Annotated in this window: 16 protein-coding genes; 10 read left to right on the top strand and 6 right to left on the bottom strand. The window is 73.0% G+C overall.

Features of this window, described 5'->3' with window-relative positions:
• Nucleotides 1-1,146 (bottom strand): LCP family protein (locus tag HCK04_RS15685; protein ID WP_240971467.1); only part of this gene is annotated, 1,146 nt, incomplete at its 3' end.
• A gap of 296 nt (nucleotides 1,147-1,442) precedes the next feature.
• Complete coding sequence (locus HCK04_RS15695; protein WP_205830304.1) at nucleotides 1,443-3,164, bottom strand: hypothetical protein; 1,722 nt, start codon at nucleotides 3,162-3,164, stop codon at nucleotides 1,443-1,445.
• 287 nt (nucleotides 3,165-3,451) lie between these two features.
• Here HCK04_RS15695 and HCK04_RS15700 point away from each other — a divergent pair, with 287 nt between their 5' ends.
• The 3 genes from HCK04_RS15700 to HCK04_RS15710 all read left to right on the top strand — a co-directional run bounded on the left by HCK04_RS15700 (nucleotide 3,452) and on the right by HCK04_RS15710 (nucleotide 7,652).
• A complete protein-coding gene (locus HCK04_RS15700; protein WP_260617280.1) occupies nucleotides 3,452-5,551 on the top strand; it encodes a hypothetical protein in 2,100 nt (699 codons plus the stop codon).
• A gap of 62 nt (nucleotides 5,552-5,613) precedes the next feature.
• Nucleotides 5,614-6,546: a glycosyltransferase family 2 protein gene (locus tag HCK04_RS15705; protein WP_260617281.1), complete on the top strand. Its 933-nt coding sequence runs from the start codon at nucleotides 5,614-5,616 to the stop codon at nucleotides 6,544-6,546.
• Nucleotides 6,543-7,652: a glycosyltransferase family 4 protein gene (locus HCK04_RS15710; RefSeq protein ID WP_142648080.1), complete on the top strand. Its 1,110-nt coding sequence runs from the start codon at nucleotides 6,543-6,545 to the stop codon at nucleotides 7,650-7,652. The genes HCK04_RS15705 and HCK04_RS15710 overlap by 4 nt, the downstream gene beginning before the upstream one ends.
• Here HCK04_RS15710 and HCK04_RS15715 read toward each other — a convergent pair.
• A complete protein-coding gene (locus HCK04_RS15715; RefSeq protein WP_312845742.1) occupies nucleotides 7,616-8,569 on the bottom strand; it encodes a lysylphosphatidylglycerol synthase domain-containing protein in 954 nt (317 codons plus the stop codon). The genes HCK04_RS15710 and HCK04_RS15715 overlap by 37 nt on opposite strands.
• A gap of 178 nt (nucleotides 8,570-8,747) precedes the next feature.
• Here HCK04_RS15715 and HCK04_RS15720 point away from each other — a divergent pair, with 178 nt between their 5' ends.
• The 5 genes from HCK04_RS15720 to HCK04_RS15740 all read left to right on the top strand — a co-directional run bounded on the left by HCK04_RS15720 (nucleotide 8,748) and on the right by HCK04_RS15740 (nucleotide 14,102).
• Entirely contained in the window at nucleotides 8,748-9,602 is an 855-nt protein-coding gene (locus tag HCK04_RS15720; protein ID WP_142648081.1) for a class I SAM-dependent methyltransferase, read from the top strand.
• A complete protein-coding gene (locus HCK04_RS15725) occupies nucleotides 9,599-10,525 on the top strand; it encodes a lysylphosphatidylglycerol synthase domain-containing protein (RefSeq protein WP_142648082.1) in 927 nt (308 codons plus the stop codon). Before HCK04_RS15720 ends, HCK04_RS15725 begins: the two co-directional genes overlap by 4 nt.
• Nucleotides 10,526-10,766: 241 nt before the next feature.
• A complete protein-coding gene (locus HCK04_RS15730) occupies nucleotides 10,767-11,894 on the top strand; it encodes a glycosyltransferase family 1 protein (protein WP_142648083.1) in 1,128 nt (375 codons plus the stop codon).
• Between the two features lie 140 nt (nucleotides 11,895-12,034).
• Complete coding sequence (locus tag HCK04_RS15735; protein WP_142648084.1) at nucleotides 12,035-13,123, top strand: NDP-sugar synthase; 1,089 nt, start codon at nucleotides 12,035-12,037, stop codon at nucleotides 13,121-13,123.
• Nucleotide 13,124: 1 nt separating this feature from the next.
• A complete protein-coding gene (locus tag HCK04_RS15740; RefSeq protein WP_142648085.1) occupies nucleotides 13,125-14,102 on the top strand; it encodes a DNA-3-methyladenine glycosylase 2 family protein in 978 nt (325 codons plus the stop codon).
• Here HCK04_RS15740 and HCK04_RS15745 read toward each other — a convergent pair.
• Nucleotides 14,087-14,434 (bottom strand): hypothetical protein, encoded by a 348-nt coding sequence (locus HCK04_RS15745; RefSeq protein WP_142648086.1) that lies wholly within the window; start codon nucleotides 14,432-14,434, stop codon nucleotides 14,087-14,089. The two genes, HCK04_RS15740 and HCK04_RS15745, sit on opposite strands and share 16 nt — an antisense overlap.
• Nucleotides 14,435-14,631: 197 nt before the next feature.
• On the opposite strand from HCK04_RS15745, the gene HCK04_RS15750 reads away from it, so the two are divergent.
• Together HCK04_RS15750 and HCK04_RS15755 are read left to right on the top strand one after the other, a co-directional pair.
• On the top strand, nucleotides 14,632-17,253 hold the full coding sequence (locus HCK04_RS15750; protein WP_142648087.1) for a bifunctional FO biosynthesis protein CofGH: 2,622 nt from the start codon (nucleotides 14,632-14,634) through the stop codon (nucleotides 17,251-17,253).
• A 106-nt stretch (nucleotides 17,254-17,359) separates the two neighbouring features.
• On the top strand, nucleotides 17,360-19,117 hold the full coding sequence (locus HCK04_RS15755) for a substrate-binding domain-containing protein (protein ID WP_142648088.1): 1,758 nt from the start codon (nucleotides 17,360-17,362) through the stop codon (nucleotides 19,115-19,117).
• Here the strand turns inward: HCK04_RS15755 and HCK04_RS15760 are convergent.
• Together HCK04_RS15760 and cofD are read right to left on the bottom strand one after the other, a co-directional pair.
• The gene (locus HCK04_RS15760; protein ID WP_142648089.1) at nucleotides 19,110-20,414 is read right to left on the bottom strand and encodes a coenzyme F420-0:L-glutamate ligase; all 1,305 of its coding nucleotides are present in this window, start codon (nucleotides 20,412-20,414) and stop codon (nucleotides 19,110-19,112) included. The genes HCK04_RS15755 and HCK04_RS15760 overlap by 8 nt on opposite strands.
• Before the next feature lie 20 nt (nucleotides 20,415-20,434).
• Complete coding sequence (gene cofD, locus HCK04_RS15765) at nucleotides 20,435-21,373, bottom strand: 2-phospho-L-lactate transferase (protein ID WP_142648090.1); 939 nt, start codon at nucleotides 21,371-21,373, stop codon at nucleotides 20,435-20,437.
• Nucleotides 21,374-21,452 lie beyond the last annotated feature (79 nt).

A 21,452-nucleotide genomic window follows, 5' to 3' on the forward strand; every position in this document is an offset into this window, starting at 1 on the left:
GCCGTAGCGCAGCCGCACGTAGCCGAGCGCCGCCTCGCCCTTCACGATCTGCCTGCCGGCCGGGAGCTGGAGCTTCGCCTTCTTGTCGTTGACGGCCTGCGGCAGGCAGATCTCGATGCCGCCGAGCGCGTTCACGATGTTCTTGAAGCCGGTGAAGTCGACCTTCACGTAGTGGTGGATGCGGATCCCGGTGAGGGTCTCGATCGTGCGGCGCGTGCAGATCATCCCGCCGTCGGAGAACGCGGAGTTGATCATGCCGAGGTGCGCCGGGACGAGCGTCTTGTTCTTGTTGTAGCAGGCGGGGATCATCACCATGGAGTCGCGGGGGAAGCTCAGCAGCGTCGCGCCGTCGCGGTTGGGCGACACGTGCAGCAGCATGATCGTGTCGGTGCGCTCGCCGTCGTTGACCAGGTGCTGGCCGTACTTCTTGTTGTCACCCGCGCGGGTGTCGGAGCCCACGAGCAGCACGTTGATCGCGCCGGTCTCGTTGACGGGACGGTTCTTGTCGAGGTCGTCGGTGGACGCGCCTCTGTTGATCAGGCCGATCGTGCTCCGATAGACCTTGTAGGCCGTCAGCGTGCCGATGACCATCACACACGTGAGCACCACGCTGATCCAGCCGCCGATCCCCAGGCCGGACCGGCCGCCGCCCCCGCCGCCTCCGCGCCGGCGGGATGGCCTGTCGTCCGGGGGGAGATCCCCGCCGCCTCCGGAGGCTCGGCTCGCGGCGGTGGGGGCCGGGCCGAGGCCGTCATCGTCGCCGCCACGCCTGCGACCGCGCCGCCGCGGCGGCTCCTCATCCTCGTAGAGAGGATCACCGGGCTCGAAGAAGGGCTCGGGCGGCTCGGCGCGCCGCCCGCCTCTGCGGCGTCCTCCCGCGTCGTACGCCTCCGGTGGGTAATCGGGCGGGTAGTCGTCTTCGGGCGGTCGCTGCCGGCCTCGTCTCCCCGGCATCTCCGCGTAGCCCGCGGGGCCGGCGGCCACCGGCATGTCGGCGTATCCGGCGGGCCCGGGAGCCCCCCTGCGTCCGCGGGGAGCCTCGAAGGCGTCGTCGTACGCGCCGTCTTCCCGGGGACCCCAGACCCTCTGGTCGGCCGGAGCCGGCGGACGGCCGGAACGCGCGCCGACGCGCCTGTGCTCGCTCATCGCAGGCCCGCCCGGCAGGCGGCCGTACGGCCTGGTCGGGCGGCCGGACTAGTGGGCGAGAGGCCGGCAGGATTACTGGTTCGCTCGCGCACTTGTCCTCCTTGCCTGGCGATCACGTGGCGCTCCGAGGTTAGGTCACTGGAGCGTCTGCGGGCGCCGCGATTGGGAGGATCCGGGCCGCGATCACGCCGTGCCACGTCCCCCTGATCCAGGGGCAGAGCATACTAAACACCGACATTCTGGGTATGACATTGAGTTTCCCTTTACCGGGATTTGATGTTTCAGCCGCTGTTTGGTCAGCTCAGCCGGTCATGTCCGGTCTGGGAGGCCCGGACGGACAGGGCGGCGGCCAGACACGCGAGCGGCACCACGGGCAGGACGTAGCGGTAGTCGAACTGGGCCGTGGCGGGCGGAACGAGCAGCAGGGCCCAGGCGGTCGCCCAGGCGACGCCCCAGTTCGACGCGGACCCGTTCGAGCGGGCCCGGCCTGCGACGGCCCTGCTCGTGGCGGCCCTGCTCGCGGCTGCCGCGTCCGGGCGGGCTCCGTCCAGGCCGGCCCCGTTCGAGTGCGCGCCGTTCGAGTGCGCGCCGTTCGAGTGCGTGCCGTTCGAGTGCGCGCCGTTCGAGTGCGCGCCGTTCGAGTGCGCGCCGTTCGAGTGCGCGCCGTTCGAATGTGCGCGGTGTGCGGCCGGCCGTCGCGTCCGCGCCGCCCCCGGCTGCCATCGGGCCCGCGCCGCGCCGCGCCACCACCGCGCCCGTACGGCCCAGGCGGCCGGGGGCACCAGGAGGATCACCAGCAGGGCCGTTCCTGGCAGCCGTACGACGCCCTGATAGGCCCGCATCACCCCGGCGAACGGCTCGACGACGTCCACCGTGATGGACCCCTGCTCGTAACGCTGCGCGAACTCCTTGCCGACGAGCGCGGGGTGCCTGCCTGGCGACGGCGGCACGGTCGCCGGAAACTCGTAGTACCCGTACGTCTCCGGGTCCGGATAGACGGGGCGGCCGAGCGTGAACGACCTGCCGAGCTCGGTCAGCATGCCACGCAGGTAGTCGAGCGGCTGGCTGCGGATCGCGAGCGAGGCGAACCGACCGGCCAGGGTGTCGGTCTCCTTGGTGAACGTGATGCCGGGCAACCGGACGAGCGGGGACTCGGCGTTCCAGATGTACTCCTGGGACGCCGGCCGGGACGCCGGAGGCCGGGGATCGCACAATACGGCGAGGTCGGGCGGCGGCTTCATCACCGAACAGTCGGCGAACGCCATCGTGCGGGCATAGAGGAAGACGCCGTTGGAGCCGACCAGCCCGACGCGCTGGTAGGTCGCGTAGAACCAGCCCGCGTAACCCGCGATCGGCAGCAGCGCGGCCACCAGGAACGGCACGGTGAGCCGGGCCACCACCCTTCCCGGGCGGGCGCCGTCGGCCGCGCGGCGCACGCCGTACGCGAGCAGGAGCAGCGCGAAGACGGCGATCAGCGGCAGCCCGACGGTCCTGGTCAGCGTGGCGGCGGCCAGCACGAGGCCGAGCGCGGCGGCAGAGCGCGGCGTCAGGGTGCGGCGCATGGCCAGGCACACCGCACCCACGACCAGGAACGTGAACAGCGTGTCGGAGACGAGCAGGTGCTCCAGCTCGATCTGGTAGGCGTCGAGCAGCACCGGGACGCAGGCCAGGACGGCCGCCCACCGGGGGCCGCCGCGCCGCAGGACGGTCACGTAGACCATCACGCCGACGAGCAGCCCCAGCACGTGTTGCACGGTCACGACCAGGGCGAAGCTGTGGAACGGCTCCAGCAGCCTCAGAAACATCGAGTAGCCCGCGGGGCGGACGAGGTCGGGCCTCGGCCGCATGGCCGTCACGACGTAGGTGTAGGAGTCGGGGAACCACAGCGCGGGCCGGTAGCCGAGCATGGTCACCAGCCGCAGCAGCGTCCCCAGCCCGAAGACCACGAGGAACCACCGGTGCCTGCGCGCCCACCCGCGTAGCTCCGTTCGCGTCGCACGCGCGCGAGCCCTGCTCATCGGTCCCCGGCTCATCGGTGCCCGGCTCATCGGTCTCCGGGACGGCGGCTCGCCGGACAGAGCAGGCTCGGGACGCGCGTGCCGCGGCCCGTCCCACCCGGGCCAGGGCGCCGAGCCCCGGCCGTCCGACACCCTCATATGGCCCCCCTGCCTGCCTCCCGGCGTACGCTACCGGCTCCGTACGACCCCCCGTGCGAGCCGAGCACGCGCCTGTGGAAATCGCGACGCGCGCAGCGGACGATCTTCCCGGTGAAGGCGTGGGGGCCGCTAATCTCGGGGGCATCCCAGTGAACAGATCCGGCCGCACACGGCTGCCGTCCGAGCGGGAGGCGGCGGGCAGGACGCTCGCGGCCGTCTCCGTCGTGCCCGCGCTCGCGCTGAGCGGATGGCTGCTCGCCGGGCTGCCGCTGCTGCTGCTCGGGTGGTTCCGGCCGCTGCCCATGGCGCTGCTCGGCGGCGCCGCCGCCCTCCTGCTGTGCGTGTGCGGCCTGCGCCGCCTGCCCGGGACCACCGCCGCGCCGCACCGGTGGGCCACGGCCGCCACGTTCGCCGTGGCGCTCGGATCGGGAGTGTTCAACGGGCTCCTGCACGGCGAGCAGCTGATCGTCCGGCGCGACCCGTCGACCTACGCGCAGTACGCCGTCTGGCTCGCCCGGCACGGGTCGCTGCCGATCCCGGTGGGCGACTTCGGCGGCCCCGATCCCGCGCTCCGCTTCGACAGCATGGGCGTCTACATGACGGGCGACGGGATCGTCCCCCAGTTCATGGCCGGGCCGCCGATGACCTACGCGATCGGCCACTGGCTGGGCGGCGTCCCCGGCCTGCTGCTCGTGCCGCCCGTGCTGGGCGCGCTCGCGGTGCTCACCGTCGCCGGGACCGCCGCGCGGCTCGTGGGCACGCGCTGGGCGCCCCTCGCCGCGCTCGTGTTCGCGATCAGCCTGCCGATCCTCTACACGTCGCGGACGACGTTCAGCGAGATCCCATCGCTGATTCTGCTGTTCGGCGGGATGAACCTGCTGCTCGACGCCCGCGCCCGGCTCGGCGCGGCGCTGCCCGGGGCGGGTTTCCCGTCCGCCGTGCTCGCGGGGCTGTCGTTCGGGCTGGCGCTGCTGGTGCGCATCGACGGCCTGCGCGACGTGCTGCCCGTGCTCGCCTTCGCCGGGCTGCTCATCGCGCTGCGGCGGATTCCCCGCGAGAGGCCCTATCCCGAGGGACGGCTGGGCGTGCCCCTGCTGACCGGCCTGGTCGTGGGCGCGCTGTGGGGGTTCATCGGCGGCTATGTCCTCGCCCGGCCGTATTTGGAATATCTGTCGGGCTCGCTCGTCCCCCTGCTCGCGATCTGCGCCGTCGTCGTGGTGCTCACGGCCGCCGGCACGGCTCTCGCGCCCTGGATCGCCGTCCGCGCGCGCCGCCTCCCCAGGGTGAGATGGCTGCCGGACGCCGCCGCGGCCCTGGTGGTGCTGGTCATGATCGGCTTCGCCGTGCGGCCCTGGGTGCAGACCGTGCGCCGTCACGCGGTCACGCCCGAGGACCGGCTCACGGCCGACTTCATCGAGAAGACGCAGATCGCCAACGGCCTCGCGAAGGACTCGTCCCGGCTCTACTACGAGCACTCCCTCGACTGGGTCTTCTGGTACGTCGGGATTCCCGCCGTCGTGCTGGCCACCCTGGCGGCGGCCGTGCTCGTGCGCCGCCTGATGAAGAGCGGCCTGACGAAGGAGTTCGGCTGGCTGCTGCCGCTGGCCGTGATCGGGTGGACGGCGGTGACGACGCTCTGGCGTCCCGCGATCACTCCCGACCACCCCTTCGCCTCGCGCAGGCTGGTGCCGGTCGTCATCCCCGGCCTGGTGCTGCTCGCCGTCTGGGGGCTGCACTGGCTTACGGAACGGCCGGCGCGTACGAGCTGGTCCAGCCCGGCACGGTCGCGGGTCGCCGTCGCGGCCGGGGCGCTGCTGATGGTGATCCCGCCCGCGATCACGTCGATCGGCACCGCGTTCACGCCGGTCAACCGGGGGGAGGCCGCCGCGGTGGCGGGCCTGTGCCGGGCGATCCCGGCGAACGCCTCGGTGCTCATCGTCGAACGGGTCACCGGCGACCGGCTGACGCAGGTCATCCGCGGCCAGTGCGGGCTCCCGACGGCCCGGGTGGTCTATCCCCAGAAGTCCGACGTGCCGCTGCAGGCCGACGTGCTGCGCCTGGCCGAGGCCGTCCGCCGTACGGGCCGCGTGCCCGTGCTGCTCGCCGCCGAGCCCGAGCAGCTCATGGCGTACGGCCCGGCGCGACGGGTGATGAGCCTGCGCACCCGGCAGGACGAACGCTCGCTGGTCGACCCGCCGAACGGCACCTGGTCGCTCACCGTCAACGTCTGGATGACCGTGCCCACCTGACCGGCAGGAGGCGTCCGGGAAGTGAGACCGCGATGTGCCGGGGCAGAGTACCCTAGCCGGACGTGACCTCGCCCGAGACCTCTGGAAGCGCCGTGACTCCCGCAGAAACCCCGTACGTCACGATTGTCCTGCCGTGTTACAACGAGCAGGACCACGTCATCGACGAGGTGGAGCGCATCTGCGCGGCCATGGACGCCAGCGGGTACACCTACGAACTGCTGGCCGTGGACGACTGCTCCACCGACCAGACGCTCGCGCGCTTGGAACAGGCCGCACCGCGCTTCCCGCACATGCGGATCAGGGCGTTCCACCGCAACGGCGGTTCCGGCACCGTACGCAGGATCGGCAGCCAGGAGGCCCGCGGCGAGATCGTCGTGTGGACCGACGCCGACATGAGCTACCCGAACGAGCGCATCCCCGAGCTGGTCCAGATCCTGGACAAGGACCCGACGATCGACCAGGTCGTGGGCGCGCGCACCACCGAGGAGGGCTCGCACAAGATCCTGCGGGTGCCGGCGAAGTGGTTCATCCGCAAGGTGGCCGAGCGGCTGGCCGGGCAGAAGATCCCCGACCTCAACTCGGGCCTGCGGGCCTTCCGCAAGTCGGTCGCCAAGCCCTACCTGCGGCTGCTGCCCCCCGGCTTCTCCTGCGTCACGACGATCACGCTGGCGTTCATGTCGAACCAGCACGACGTCTTCTACCTGCCGATCGAGTATTCGAAGCGGGCCGGGAAGTCGAAGTTCAACTTCGTCTCCGACGCCTACCGCTACATCCTGCAGGTGCTGCGGATGGTCATGTACTTCAACCCGCTCAAGGTGCTCATGCCGCCCGCGCTCTGGCTGGTCGGCATCGGGTTCGTCAAGGGCCTGTACGACGTGATCCGCTACGGCTTCTACCTCACCAGCAACGCCATCGTGATCTTCATCTCCGGCATGCTGATCGGGTCGGTGGCCCTGCTGGCCGACCTGATCGTCCGATCCCGGGGTGATGTGTGAGGATCGCGATCGTCGGCCCGACATATCCGTACAAGGGCGGCGGGGCGCAGCACACGACCGAGCTGGCCCACCGGCTGCGGGCGCGGGGCCACGACGTGGTCATCGAGTCGTGGCGGGCACAGTATCCCTCGTTCCTCTACCCCGGGCAGCAGACGATCGACAGCCCCGAGGGCGAGCCCTACCCGGACACCCGCCGCGACCTCGACTGGCGGCGGCCGGACGGCTGGGTGGCCTGCGGGCGGCGGCTGCGCGCGGCCGACCTCGTCGTGTTCGCCGTGCTCAGTCCGGTGCAGGTGCCCGCCTATCTCGGCATCCTGTACGGCCTGCGCCGCCGGGCGCGCGTGGTGGCGTCGTGCCGCGAGGCGCGCGTTGTGGCGCTGTGTCACAACGTGCTGCCGCACGAGAGCAAGCCGTACGACAGGCCGCTGATGACGGCGCTGCTGCGCCGGGTGGACGGCGTGCTCGCGCACTCGGAGCAGCAGGCGGACCTCGCCCGCGCGCTCACCGGCGCGCCGGTGCGGGTGGCCGCACTCGCACCGCACCTGCCCGCGCGCGGCGCGCGGGAGGCCGCGGGCCGACAGCCCTCGGGCAGGCTGCTGTTCTTCGGCATCGTGCGGCCCTACAAGGGGCTCGACCTGCTGCTTGAGGCCCTCGCGCAGGTGCCCGGCGTACGGCTGACGGTCGCGGGCGAGTTCTGGGGCGGCCTGGAGGACACCCGTGCCCTGATCGCCCGGCTCGGCCTGGCCGATCGGGTGGAGATCCGGCCGGGATACGTGGCGGCCGAAGACGTGCCCGGGCTGTTCGCCGAGGCCGACGCGCTCGTGCTGCCCTATCGGTCGGCGACCGCGAGCCAGAACGTGTGGCTCGGTCACGAGCACGGCGTGCCGGTGATCGCCACCCGGGTCGGGGCGCTGCCCGACAACGTACGCGACGACGTGGACGGCCTCCTGGTCGAGCCGGGCTCGGCCGGCCCGCTGGCCGAGGCGATCAAGCGGTTCTACGAGCCCGGGACGCCGGAGCGGCTGCGGGCGGGTGTGGCGCCCGTCGATCCCGAGCCGCACTGGGCCGTCTACCTCGACACGTTGCTGGCGGCGTCGGAGAGCTGAGCGGCCGGGACGGCGCGGCCGCGGGCGAGCAGGAAGCCGAGCCCGGCCCAGACGGCGTCGCCGGCGGTGAACATCACACGCGACACCACGGCGACGGCCAGTGCCCGGGGCGTGTCGAGCACCGGCGCCAGCGCCACGACCATCGCGCCCTCCCGCACGCCGATCCCGGCGGGGACCACGACCGTGAGGATGCCCGTGGCCCAGGCCAGCGCGTACGCCCCGGCGGCGACGGCGTAGAGGGACGGGCCGGCGGGCCGCATCCCGCCGACGAGCACCCACAGGTGCACGCCGTAGACGAGCCAGCCGGCCATCGTCCAGGCGGCGGCCTTGGCCATCTGCGCGCCGCTGAGCACCCTGTCGAGCGGCTCCCTGCGGGCGACGCGCAGGGCGAGGTTGAGCCCCCAGGTCATCACCCGGGGGTGGAGGCCGACGAGGATGAGCGGGACCAGCGCGAGCAGCCACCACGCCTGTCTGGCGATCTGCCCCGGCAGCGTGGCCGCGGCGAGGGCGAGCGCGCAGCCCAGGGAGGTCACCAGGCCGAGGGCGGTGGCGCTGAACGTCCGCCGCGGCGGCGCGCCGTGGTCGCGGGCCAGCTCGATCATCGCGGCGAACGCCCAGACCGAGCCGGGGATGTACTTGCCGAGCTGGCCGACGAACAGCACCCGTGCGGCCACGCGCAGCGGCAGGGGCGAGCCGAGCCCGGCGAGGATGTCGCGCCAGGCGACCAGCATGAATCCGAGCCCGGCGAGCACGGCAAGGAACGAGCCCCCGAGCGACCACCATGACAGCCGCGACAGGGCGGCCGAGGTCTCCGTCCAGTTGCGGGCCAGGCCGTACGCCAGGAAGGCGAGCGCGACCAGGGCCAGCAGCACCCGCAGCAGCGGGCTGGAGCGCAGGCGGTTCAGCAGGCGCGGCACGCGCCCCAGGGTAAAGCCTGAAGCTACTCGTGGGTAGGTCCGCCGCGCCGGGTTGTCCACAGGGTGGGCCGATCGGGAGACGGGGGCGGCGCGGGCACGGGTACTGTTGGGCAGCGTGACGACCAGGGTGAGCGGACGACCAGGGTGAGCGGAGGACGAGAGTGAGCGGGGGGCGAGGATGAGCGCGGAACGCGCGGCCCAGCTCGAATACTCCGAGTTCCAGGCCGCGATGCTCGACGAGGACAAGCGCAGGCGCAAGGCCGCGAAGATCATCGCGGTGCTCGCGCACTTCCTGGGCAGAGACACGGCCAAGCCCGGTGAGGTGCTGTCGGGGCTGACCGTCGGCGACGTCGGGTGCTCGGCCGGGTTCATCGCCGACGAGCTCGCCGCCGCGGGCGCGCGCCGCACGCTCGGGCTCGACATCGATGTGCCTGGTCTGCGCAAGGCGTCCGACCGTTTCGGCGGGCGGGTCGGGTTCGTCTGCGCGGACGGCTCCCGCCTGCCGTTCCCGGACGGGTCGATCGACGTGCTGGTCTTCAACCACATCTACGAGCACGTGGTGGACCCCGACGCCGTGATCGCCGACATGCACCGGGTGCTGTCCGACGACGGCGTGCTCTATCTCGGCCTGGGCAACCGGCTCGGGATCATGGAGCCGCACTACAAGCTGCCCTTCCTGTCCTACCTGCCGCCCGCCGCCGCCGATCGCTACGTGCGGGCGTTCGGCCGGGCCGACCACTACTACGAGCGCTTCCGCACCCGGCCCGGGCTGCGGCGGATGCTGGCGGACTTCCACGTGTGGGACTACACGTTCCCGGTGCTGGCCGCGCCCGAGCGGTTCGCCGGGGGCGAGCTGTTCCCCGGCGCGGTCGGCCGCGCCGCCAAGGCCACGCTGGAGCGGACGCCGCGCCCGGCCCTGCGGGCGCTGCTGCCGGTCGTCCCCACCTATCTGTGGGTCGCGACCAAGACGCCCCGCCGTCCCCTCGGCGCGCCGCTCCCGCAGTCGCCCGAGCCGGTCCGCACGTCCCGATGACCCGCCGCAAGGCCGTACGCGCGCTGTTCCTGCTCGTGGCGCTGGGGTTCGGCGTCTGGGCGGTGGCGAGCCAGTGGACCGCCGTGGCGGACGGGTTCGCCCGCCTGTCATGGGTGGAGCTGACCGGCTCGCTGGTGGCGGTGCTCGGTGCGCTGCTGTCGGGGATGCTCATGTGGCGGGCGCTGCTGACCGACCTGGGCTCCCCGCTGGCGTTCACCGACGCGTCCAAGATCTTCTTCGTGGGCCAGCTCGGCAAGTACATCCCCGGGTCGGTGTGGCCGATGCTCGCGCAGATGGAGATGGGCCGCGACCACGGCATCCCCCGGCCGCGCAGCGCCGCCGCCTTCTTCCTGACCTATCCGATCTATCTCGGCACCGGGTTGCTGGTCGCCGTCGTCACGCTGCCGGTGCTCGCCGGGCAGTCGGTGATGAGATACGCCTGGCTGCTGCTGCTCGTGCCGGTGGTCGCCGCCGCCCTGCATCCGAAGGTGGTCAACGGCGTCATCGCGTTCGGGCTGCGCGTGCTGCGCCGCCCGCCGCTCGAACGGCCGCTCACCCGGCGCGGCGTGCTCGTCTCGTGCGGCTGGGCCCTGGTGGGCTGGGCGGCGTACGGCGTGCACCTGGCGCTCGTCGTGCACGGCCTCGGGGCGGGCGGGCCCTCGGCCGTGATCCTGAGCTTCGGCGCGTTCGCGCTCGCCTGGTGCCTGGGGTTCGTGTTCGTGATCGCCCCGGCGGGCGCGGGTGTGCGGGAGGTCGCGATGGTGGCCGCGCTCGCCCCGGTGCTCGACCGGCCCGCTGCCATCGCCGCCGCGCTGTGCTCCCGGCTCATCGTGTCCGTCGGCGACCTCGTGTGCGCCGGCGTCGCCGGTCTGGCCTCCCGGCGCGTGGTCCGTACGCGGGAGGAACCCGTAACCCGGGCCTGAATCCGTGGAATCGGCGCGGGTCGGCCGCGCGCGGACATGATCCTCATGTGATATCCCTCACGTTTTGGGGGACGCCGGAAATAGAGTGACAAGCAGGGACGCGGGGGAAGGCGTCAGTTCGTGGCGTGGGCCCCCGGCCCTGCTGAAGCACTGCCGGAACACCGCCGGAACCAGCGGGACCGCGCGGGCAGGGGAGCGATCCTCCCGGCCCGGTGCGGGCCCAGTGAGGGGAGCGATTCATTTGACACCCCGGGTGCTCGTCGACGCCGCCGCGGTCCCCGCCGATCGCGGCGCCCTGATCAGGTATGTCGATGGACTGGTCGCGGCCCTGCACGAGGCGGGCGCGGACCTCGCCGTGGTCTGCCAGCGCGCGGACGCCGAGCGCTATGCCGCCCTCGCCCCCTCGGCGCGGATCCTGTCAGGACCGCCCGCGATCACGAACCGGAACAAGCGGCTGGCCTGGGAGCAGACCGGGCTGCCGGTCCTCGCCCGGCACGCGGGCGCCCAGGTGATCCACGCTCCCTACTACTCGATCCCGCTGAGCGCCGGCCTGCCCACCGTGGCCACCGTGCACGACGTCACCTCGTTCACCGACCCCGACCAGCACGACCCCGTCAGAGCCTCCTTCTTCCGGTCGGCCACCCGCACCGCCGTACGCCACGCCAGCCGGGTGATCGTGCCCTCCAAGGCCACCATGGACGAGCTGGTGCGGGTGCTGGCCGCCGACCCCACCCGGATCGACGTCGCCTATCACGGTGTGGACCCCGCGTTGTTCCACCCGCCCACGCCGCAGGACGTACGCCGGGTGGCCGGGCGCATCGGCCTGCACGGCCGGCCGTACGTCGCCTATCTGGGCGCGCTGGAGCCGCGCAAGAACGTGCCCAACCTGGTGACCGGGTTCGGCCGGGCGGTCGCCCACCTGTCCTCGCCGCCCGCGCTCGTGCTGGCCGGCGGCCCCGCCTGGGACGAGGAGGTCGACGCCGCCGTGGCCGCGCTGCCGCCCCGGGTGAAGGTCGTGCGTCCCGGCTTCCTGCCCTTCGCCGACCTGCCGGGCTTCCTCGGCGGGGCGCTCGTGGTCGCCTCCCCGTCGCGAGGCGAGGGGTTCGGGCTGCCCGTGCTGGAGGCGATGGCGTGCGGGGCGCCCGTGCTGACCACCCACCGCGCCTCGCTGCCCGAGGTGGGCGGCGACGCCGTGGCCTACACCGAACCCGACGCCGACAGCATCGCGCGGGCGCTGCGCGCCCTGCTGGAGTCGCCGGAGCGGCGCGCCTCGCTGGCGCGGGCGGGCGTCACCCGCTCGCGCGAGTTCACGTGGCGGCACTCGGCGGAGGCGCATCTGCTCGCCTACCAACGGGCGGTCGAGGGCTGACCAAAACGATGGATCATGAAAGTTTCGCGCGGCGGCCGGAGATCGTGCCAGTGTCATGAAACGTCCGCGCAACGGTCGGCGTCGGCGAGCCATGCGGACGGCCTACCTAGGCTACCCTCGCGGCTGTGAGGGAGAGTTCTGTGCGGTCGCCTGACGGTCTCGAGGCGATCCTTCTCGTGGGCGGCCAGGGCACGCGTCTGCGGCCGCTGACGCTCAGCACGCCCAAGCCGCTGCTTCCGACGGCGGGGGTGCCCTTCCTCGCGCACCAACTGGCGAAGGCGCGGGCCTACGGAGTGCGCCGCGTGGTCTTCGCGACGTCCTATCGCGCGTCGATGTTCGGCGAGGCGTTCGGCGACGGGTCGGGCTTCGGCCTGGAGATCGTCTACATGACCGAGGACACCCCGCTCGGCACCGGCGGCGCGATCCGCAACGCCGCGCGGGCGCTGACCTGCCCGCCCGACGCGCCGGTGCTCGTGCTGAACGGCGACATCCTGTCGGGCCACGACATCGCGGAGCAGGTGGACCTGCACGTCTCACGGGGGGCCGCGGTGACCCTCCACCTCACAGAGGTGGACGACCCGTCGCGGTTCGGCTGCGTGCCGACCGACGACGACGGCCGGGTCAGCGCCTTCCTGGAGAAGACCCCCAATCCCGTGACGAACCGGATCAACGCCGGCTGCTACGTGTTCCAGCGCTCGGTCATCGACGCGATCCCCGAGGGCCAGGTGGTGTCGGTCGAGCGGGAGACCTTCCCCGGCCTGATCGCGGCCGGCGAGCTGGTGCTGGGCTACGCCGACACGTCCTACTGGCTCGACGTGGGCACCCCGGCGGCGTTCGTGCAGGGCTCGGCCGACCTGGTGCTGGGCAAGCTCGCCTCGCCCGCGCTGCCGGGCCCGGTGGGCGAGTGCCTCCTGCTGGACGGGGCCGTCGTGTCGCCCGAGGCCAAGGTCACCTGCGGCACGGTCGTCGGCCCGCGGGCCAGGGTCGAGGCCGGCGCGAGCGTGCGCGGCAGTGTGCTGTCCGAGGGCTGCCACGTCGCGTCCGGCGCGACCGTCGTGAACTCGGTCGTCGGCGTCGGCGCCCGCGTCGCCTCCGGCGCGGTGCTGCGCGAGGTCGTCGTCGGCGACGGCGCGCACATCGGCCCCGGCAACGAGCTCACCTCCGGCATGCGCGTCTGGCCCGGGGTGAACCTGCCCGAGTGCGCCGTCCGCTTCTCCAGCGACGTGTGACATGATCCCCGCGGCCTCCACCGGACGGCGAAGCGAGCGGCGCTGGCGCCCGTCCGCGCAGCTCGACGTCGCGTTGACGCTGTCGCCGCACCGGCGCGGGGGAGGCGACCCGGCCTGGCGGCGTACGCCGGACGGGGCGATCTGGCGCACCTCGCGCACCCCGGAAGGGCCCGGCACCCTGCGCGTGACGGCGAGCCGCGGCGAGGTTCACGCGCAGGCGTGGGGGCCGGGGGCGGGCTGGCTGCTGGAGACGCTGCCGTCGCTGCTCGGCGCCGAGGACGACATCGAGGGCTTCGCCGCCCTGCTCGCGCGGCTCACCCGCGCGGGCGACCCCCGGCAGGCCCGCGCCGCCGCGTTCGTCGCGGGCCTCGCGAGCCGCGCCGCCGGGCTGCGGGTGGGGCGCTCCCTGCGGGTCTTCGAGGCGCTCGCGCCCGCCGTGCTCGAACAGAAGGTGGTCGGCAGGGAGGCGTGGCGGGCCTGGCGCTTCCTGCTGCGCCGTTATGGCGAGCCGGCCCCGGGCCCGGCCCCCGAGGGCATGTACGTCATCCCGCCGCCGGAGGTGTGGCGGGAGATCCCGTCGTGGGACTGGCATCGGGCGGGCGCGGAGGCCGTACGGGCCAGGACGATCGTCAACGCGGCCCGGCACGCCGGGAAATTAGAGGGCACGACCACGGCGGCGTCATCGGAGGAGGCGGACCGCCTGCTGCGGGCGCTGCCGGGCATCGGCGTGTGGACCTCCGCAGAGGTGCGCCAGCGGGCCCACGGCGATCCCGACGCCCCGAGCGTGGGCGACTTCCACCTGCCGGGCATCGTCGGCTACGCGCTGACCGGGCAGAAGACCGACGACGACGGCATGCTCGACCTGCTGGAACCGTTCCGGGGACACCGCCACCGCGTGGTGAGGCTGATCGAGCTCAGCGGCGTCAGGCCGCCGGCCCGTGGCCCGCGCATGGCCGCGCGGGACTACCGGGCCTTCTGACGACGTGCGTTCACGTTCTGGTTGATCCCGCAGTCGTCGATCCCGTCCACGCACCTGCCGCTGAGGGTGTCGGTGAAGACGCTGACGCTCGTCACCTGCTGGAGGCCGGTGAACGCGATGGCGTTGTTGCCGGCGGCGGCGTTCACGTTGCGCCTGCCCCTGGAGATCTGCAGGGGGCCGCTGGCGATCGCGGGCGTGTTGGCCGTGTTGCGGCCGTCCGTGACCTGCTTGGCGTGGCCCTTGCCCTTGCCCGATCCGTGGCCGTGCCCCGCCTGCACAGCCCCGAACGCCGTGCCGGCGAGCGGCGCCGACAACCCGACGACGAACGCCACAACCAGACAAAACGCGCCATCCACCCTGATAACGGCCATCTATTCCCCGCCCGTTCATCGATCTCGCTCCAGCGCTCATACCCTCCGGCCGCAAACTCCCCGGCGCGGCTGCGCCATGACTTCTCCCGTGACTTCTCCCGTACGTGCGGCCGGGGGCTGAGTGCGCCGGACGGACCCACGCCTCATAGGGTGCGCGTATGACGGCGAAGCGACTCCCGAACGTCAGCTCCGACAGCGGCACCCGCCGGGCACTCGCGCGGGCCAGGGACGGCAAGGCCCTCGACCTCGCGGAGGCGGCGATCCTGCTGCGCGCCCGCGGCGACGACCTGGACGCCCTGCTCGCGCACGCCTCGCGGGTCAGGGACGCGGGGCTGGAGGCCGCCGGCCGGCCCGGTGTCATCACCTACAGCCGCAAGGTGTTCATCCCGCTGACCCGGCTGTGCCGGGACAGGTGCGGCTACTGCACGTTCGCCACCGCGCCCCACAAGCTGCCCGCCGCCTTCCTGTCCCCGGACGAGGTGCTGGACATCGCCCGCCAGGGCGCGGCGATGGGCTGCAAGGAGGCGCTGTTCACGCTCGGCGACCGGCCGGAGGACCGCTGGCACCAGGCGCGCGAGTGGCTCGACGCCCACGGATACGACGACACGCTGTCGTACGTCCGGGCGATGGCGATCCGGGTGCTGGAGGAGACCGGGCTGCTGCCCCACCTCAACCCCGGCGTGCTGACCTGGAAGGACCTGCAGCGGCTCAAGCCGGTCGCGCCGTCGATGGGCATGATGCTGGAGACCACCTCGCGGCGGCTGTTCACCGAGAAGGGCGAGGCCCACTACGGCTCTCCCGACAAGGACCCCGCCGTACGGCTGCGCGTGCTGGAGGACGCGGGCCGCTCCAGCGTGCCGTTCACGACGGGCCTGCTGATCGGCATCGGCGAGACGATCGAGGAGCGGGCCGAGTCGATCTTCGCGATCCGCCGCGTCGCCAGGGAGTACGGCGGCATCCAGGAGGTCATCGTCCAGAACTTCCGCGCCAAGCCCGACACGGCCATGCGCGGGATGCCCGACGCCGACCTGCACGAGCTGGCCGCGACGATCGCGGTGACCCGGCTCGTGCTCGGCCCGAAGGTCCGCGTGCAGGCGCCGCCCAACCTGATCGGCGAGGAGTACGCGCTGATGCTGCGGGCGGGCATCGACGACTGGGGCGGGGTGTCGCCGCTCACGCCCGACCACGTCAATCCCGAACGCCCCTGGCCGCAGATCGACGACCTGGCGGCGCGCACCGCCGGCGCCGGGTTCACGCTGCGCGAGCGCCTCACGATCTATCCCGAGTATGTGCTCGCGGGGGAGCCGTGGCTCGACCCCCGCCTCACCGAGCACGTCGCGGCGCTGGCCGACCCCGCCACCGGGCTCGCCCGGGAGGACGCGGTGCTCCGGGGCCGTCCCTGGCAGGAGCCCGATGGTGGCCTCGTCACCGGAGGGCGGGCCGACCTGCACACCGCCGTCGACGCCGAGGGCCGTACGGGCGACCGCCGTGCCGACTTCGACAGCGTGTACGGCGACTGGGACGCGCTGCGCGAACGCCTGCCGGACGCCCGGAGCCGCACGGTCCGGGCGGACGTGCGGGAGGCGCTGCGGCAGGCGGAGGCCGACCCGGCGCGGCTGACCGAGGAGCAGGCGCTGACGCTGCTCGACCTCGCCGGTGACCAGTCGGGGGCGGGCGCCGACGACGCCGGTCTCGACGAGCTGTGCCGGATCGCCGACGGGCTGCGCCGCGAGGCCGTGGGTGACGACGTCACCTACGTCGTCAACCGCAACATCAACTTCACCAACGTCTGCTACACCGGCTGCCGGTTCTGCGCGTTCGCCCAGCGGCGCACCGACGCCGACGCCTACACGCTGTCGCTGAGCGAGGTCGCCGACCGGGCCCAGGAGGCGTGGGAGGCCGGGGCGACCGAGGTGTGCATGCAGGGCGGCATCCACCCCGACCTGCCCGGCACGGCCTACTTCGACATCGCCCGCGCGGTCAAGGAACGCTGCCCCGAGATCCACGTGCACGCGTTCTCGCCGATGGAGGTCGTCAACGGCGCGAGCCGTACGAACCTGTCGGTCGAGGAGTGGCTGATCGCGGCGCGGGAGGCGGGGGTCGACTCGCTGCCCGGCACGGCCGCCGAGATCCTCGACGACGACGTGCGGTGGGTGCTGACCAAGGGCAAGCTGCCCACCCGGGAGTGGATCGAGGTCATCACCACGGCCCACCGGGTCGGCATCCCGACGACCTCGACCATGATGTACGGCCACGTGGACACCCACGAGCACTGGGTGCGCCACATCCGGCTCATCCGGACGATCCAGGAGGAGACGGGCGGGTTCAGCGAGTTCGTGCTGCTGCCGTTCGTGCACCACAGCGCCCCGATCTACCTGGCGGGGATCGCCCGGCCGGGGCCGACCGCGCGGGAGAACCGGGCCGTCCACGCGCTGGCGCGGATCATGCTGCACGGCGCGATCCGCAACATCCAGTGCTCCTGGGTGAAGCTGCGCGACGACCTGTGCCGTGACGTGCTCGCCGGAGGAGTGAACGACCTCGGCGGCACGCTCATGGAGGAGACGATCAGCCGGATGGCCGGCTCGGAGAACGGCTCCTACAAGACGATCAGCGAGATCGCGGCCATGGTCGCGCCGACCGGCCGTCCGCTGCGCCAGCGCACCACGTCGTACGGCACGCCGAGCGAGGAGCGGGCCGAGGCGGCCCTGCGCAGCGACGGGGTGTGCCAGTCGGTCCGCAGGCCGCTGCTCACGATCTCACCCGCCTCCCGGTCCGAGTAATTGGACGCGCTGTATATAACGAGTTCTAATTCGCTCTTGCGCCGTACGCGGGGTGGGCGGGCAGAATCGCAGTGCCGTCGATGAGCCTGGGAAGGGACCCCGCACCGTGCCGTCCGGTCGTCACCGCGCCGCCTTCGCCGTCGAGCGGCGGCGCAGGCAGGCCAGATGGAAGGGCGGGGCCGCGGCCCTGGCGGCCGTGGCGATCGTCGTGGCGGGGATCGCCGTTTTCCTCACGCGCTCGACGGGAACGTGTTCCGCCCGCGACCCGATCCTCGTGAGCGTCGCGGCGGCCGTGGACGTCGCGCGGCCGGTCATGGACGCGGCCGAGCGGTTCAACGCCTCCGGCGCGGGAGTGGACGGGCGGTGCGTCCAGGTCCAGGTGGCCGAGCAGCCCCCGGCGCCGGTGCTCCGCACGCTGATCGGCGACCGGGCCGGTGTGCTGCCCGACCGCCCGGACGGATGGATCGCCGACTCGTCCGTCTGGGTGCGGCTGGCCCGCGCGCAGGGCGGGCAGGACATCGCCGCCGACGAGACCGTGGTCGCGACCTCCCCGCTGGTCTTCGCCACCCGGCGCTCGCTCGCCGAGCGGTTCGCCGCCGGGGGGACGGCCATGAGCTGGGACATGGTCTTCCCCGCCACGGTGCGGGGACGCCTCCAGCCCACCGAGCACGAGCCCGACATCGTGCGCATCCCCGACCCGTCGGTGTCGGGGGCGGGCATCGCGACCGTCGCGGCGGCCCGTGACATCGTGGGCTCGGGGGAGAGGGCCGACCGCGACCTCACGGCGTTCGTGCGGATGGCGCAGTCGGGGTCGGCCCCCGACTACCGCAGCATGCTCGGCGCGGTGGACGCCCCCGGCTTCTGGTCGCGTCCCGTGGTGATCGTCCCCGAGCAGTCGGTGTGGGCGCACAACCGCGAGAGCGGCGCCGAGCCCGTGGTCGCCCTCCAGCCCAAGGAGGGCACGATCAACCTCGACTATCCGTACGTCGTGACGGCCGCCGACCCCGGCCGGGCGGCGGCCTCGCGGCTGTTCGCGGCCTGGCTGCGGTCGGCGGCGACGCAGGAGGCCGTACGGAAGGCCGGGTTCCGGGGCGCCGACGGGCAGCCGCCGTTCGACACCGGCGCGGGCATCTCGACCGAGGTGCCGCGCCCGCGGCCGTCGATCACGGCCCAGGTGATCGACGAGGCGCTGGAGGCGTGGAGCCGGCTCGCCCCGCCGAGCCGTCTCCTCGTGCTCGCCGACGTGTCCGAGGAGAACGCCCAACCGATCAGCGGGCACGGCGGGAAGACCCGGCTGGACGTCGCGGTCGAGGCGGCCAAGCTCGGCCTGCAGCTTTTCCCGAACGAGACCCACATGGGCCTGTGGGAGTTCGCCCGCGACCTGGAAGGCGGCGCGGACCACCGCGAGCTCGTCGGTCTCGGCCCGATCGGCAAGCCCGACGACGGCCAGGAGGAGATCCGCAAGACCGCCCTGTTCCGGGTGGCCGACGGCATCAGGGCGCGCGCCGGCCGGACCGGCTCGCTGTACGACGCGATCGACGCGGGCTTCCGTGCGGTGTCGAAGGGCTACGACCCGCAGATGAGCAACGCCCTGCTGGTGCTCACCGCGGGCGTGGACGACGGCAAGGGCGTGTCGCGGCGGGACCTCGTCGGAAAGCTCCGCAAGGAGTGGGATCCGGACAGGCCGGTGCAGATCATCGTGGTCGCGTTCGGCAAGGCCGCCGACCGGCGGGCGCTCGGCGAGATCGTCTCGGCCACCAACGGCCAGCTCTACGTGGCCCAGGAGCCGGGCCAGATCATCGACGTGTTCCTGTCGGCGCTGGCCCGGCGGCTGTGTCACCCCACCTGTTCGCCGGTCACCTGACGACGTAGAAGTCGGCCGGGTCGCGCGGCGGCCGGTCCTTCGGCGGCGCGGCGGGATGGCCGATGGCCACGGCGCCCATGGGGTCCCAGTTCTGCGGCAGGCCGAGCACCTTGCGCACCACGTCGCGGCAGAACATCGTGGACGACACCCACGCCGAGCCCAGCCCCTGCACGGCGAGCTGGACCAGGAAGTTCTGCACGCCGGCGCCGGTGGCCACCACGAACATCTCCCGCTCGGCGGCGTTCCTGCGGTCGTCCCTGTAGGTGTGCGAGCCGTCCATCACCAGGCACGGCACCGCCAGGTAGGGCGCGTTGCGCAGCACGTCGCCGCGCCGGATCCGCTTGGCGATCGACTCCTCGGAGAAGCCGTCGGAGCGCAGGTCCTCGATCCAGGCGTCGCGCATCGCGTCGAGCAGCTCCGTACGCGCCCGCGGGGTCTCCAGCAGCACGAACCGCCACGGCGTGGTGTGGTGCGGGGCGGGCGCGGCGATGGCCGCCGCCACGGCCCGCCGTACGGCCGCCGGGTCCACCTCGGCGTCGGAGAACTCGCGGATCGTGCGGCGGGCGAAGACGACGTCGGCCGAGCCGAACCGGAACATGTCCTCGTCGGCGGGGCGGACGAGCACCCGCCCGCCCGGGCCGTCGTCGTCGGTCACCAGGCCGCCCAGCCCGCGCACGACGGCCACCGGGACGCCCGACAGCTTGCCCTTCGCCAGGTCGCCCGCCGCCGCGATCTCGTCGACCAGCGCCGTGACGGTCGCGTTGAGCGGGTTGCCGTAGCCGTCGGTGCCGCCACGCAGGTCCTCAAGCGGCCGTACGCCGGACGCGCCGATGGCGACGTCGGTCAGGCCGTGCCGCCAGGGCCGGCCGAAGGTGTCGGAGACGATCACACCGACCCGCACGCCGAGCCGCTCGCGCAGCCCCCGGCGGATGCGGCCCGCCGAGGCGTCCGGGTCCTCGGGCAGCAGCAGCACGGTGCCGGGAGAGGTGTTGGAGGCGTCGACCCCGGCCGCGGCCATCACGAAGCCGTGCCGCGTCTGCGCGATGACCGTGTCCCCGCGCCGCGCGACCACGCGCGCGGTCTCCTCCTCGATCGCGGCCGTACGGCTGTCGCGCTGTGTTGTATCGCTGGCGCTCTGCCTGATCCGGCCTTCGGCCTTGCTCACGATCTTGGAGGTGACGACCAGGATGTCGCCGTCCCGCAGGTCGGGCGCGGCCTGCGCCACGAGCAGGGCGACGTCGTCGCCGGGCCGCACCTCGGGCAGGCCGGGCACGCCGTTGACGGTGATCTGGGGCATGTGCTCCTCTGCCATCTGCGTCAGGACTTCAGCGACCGGGCCAGGGTGAGGGCCGCGGCGGCGATGTCCCTCGTGGCCTCGGGATTGCTCATCAGGAGCGGGCGGGCCTCCACCACCACGCCGTCAAGCGCCACGCCCTTGTCCTCCTCGGCCACGAGCCACCCGTCGAGCAGCGCGGAGCCGTACAGCTCCAGGACGGCCTGGGCGCTCGTCTCCACGCCGATCGCCGTGAGGCAGGCGTCGGCCATGCCGCGCACCGGCGCGCCGCCGATGATGGGGGAGACGCCGACGACCGTCTTGTCCTCAAGGGCCGCCCGGATGCCCGGGATCTGGAGGATCGTGCCGATGCTCACGACCGGGTTCGACGGCGGCAGGATGACGACGTCCGCCGCCGCGATGGCGTCGAGCACACCGGGCGCGGGCCGGGCCTCGTCCGCGCCGACGAGCACGATCTGCTCGGCAGGCACGGAGGCGCGCAGCCGCACCCACCACTCCTGGAAGTGGATGGCCCTCCTGCCCGCCTCGTCGGAGACGACCACGTGAGTCTCGGTGCGGTCGTCGGACATCGGCAGCAGCCGCACCCCGGGCCGCCAGCGGTCGCACAGGGCCTCGGTCACCTGCGAGAGCGGATAACCGGCCGCCAGCATCTGGCTGCGGATGATGTGGGTGGCGAAGTCGCGGTCGCCGAGGCCGAACCACTGCGGTTCCATGCCGTAGGCGGCGAGCTCCTCCTTGACGGTGAACGTTTCACCTGCCCGTCCCCAACCCTGTTCCTCGTTGATGCCGCCGCCCAGCGTGTACATGACCGTGTCGAGGTCCGGGCACACGCGCAGGCCGAAGAGAGTGATGTCGTCGCCGGTGTTGCCGATCACGGTGATCTCGGAATCGGGGGCCGCCGCCTTGAGACCTCGGAGGAACCGGGCGCCGCCGATTCCTCCGGCGAGGGACACGATGCGCATGCCGCCAGTCTTCCACCGGCCGCCCACGGGATCGCCGACACCCACCCCAGGAACGGGACGAACAGCGATATGTAGGGTG

The organism is Microbispora sp. CL1-1 (assembly GCF_012034195.1).
Taxonomy (GTDB): Bacteria; Actinomycetota; Actinomycetes; order Streptosporangiales; family Streptosporangiaceae; genus Microbispora.

Excerpts from the sequence above, each read along its gene's own strand:
- HCK04_RS15695 (WP_205830304.1), bottom strand. The coding sequence starts at position 3,164 with ATGAGCAGGGCTCGCGCGCGTGCGACGCGAACGGAGCTACGCGGGTGG.
- HCK04_RS15725 (WP_142648082.1), top strand. The coding sequence starts at position 9,599 with ATGACCCGCCGCAAGGCCGTACGCGCGCTGTTCCTGCTCGTGGCGCTG.
- HCK04_RS15720 (WP_142648081.1), top strand. The coding sequence starts at position 8,748 with ATGAGCGCGGAACGCGCGGCCCAGCTCGAATACTCCGAGTTCCAGGCC.
- cofD (WP_142648090.1), bottom strand. The coding sequence starts at position 21,373 with ATGCGCATCGTGTCCCTCGCCGGAGGAATCGGCGGCGCCCGGTTCCTC.
- HCK04_RS15760 (WP_142648089.1), bottom strand. The coding sequence starts at position 20,414 with ATGCCCCAGATCACCGTCAACGGCGTGCCCGGCCTGCCCGAGGTGCGG.
- HCK04_RS15740 (WP_142648085.1), top strand. The coding sequence starts at position 13,125 with ATGATCCCCGCGGCCTCCACCGGACGGCGAAGCGAGCGGCGCTGGCGC.
- HCK04_RS15750 (WP_142648087.1), top strand. The coding sequence starts at position 14,632 with ATGACGGCGAAGCGACTCCCGAACGTCAGCTCCGACAGCGGCACCCGC.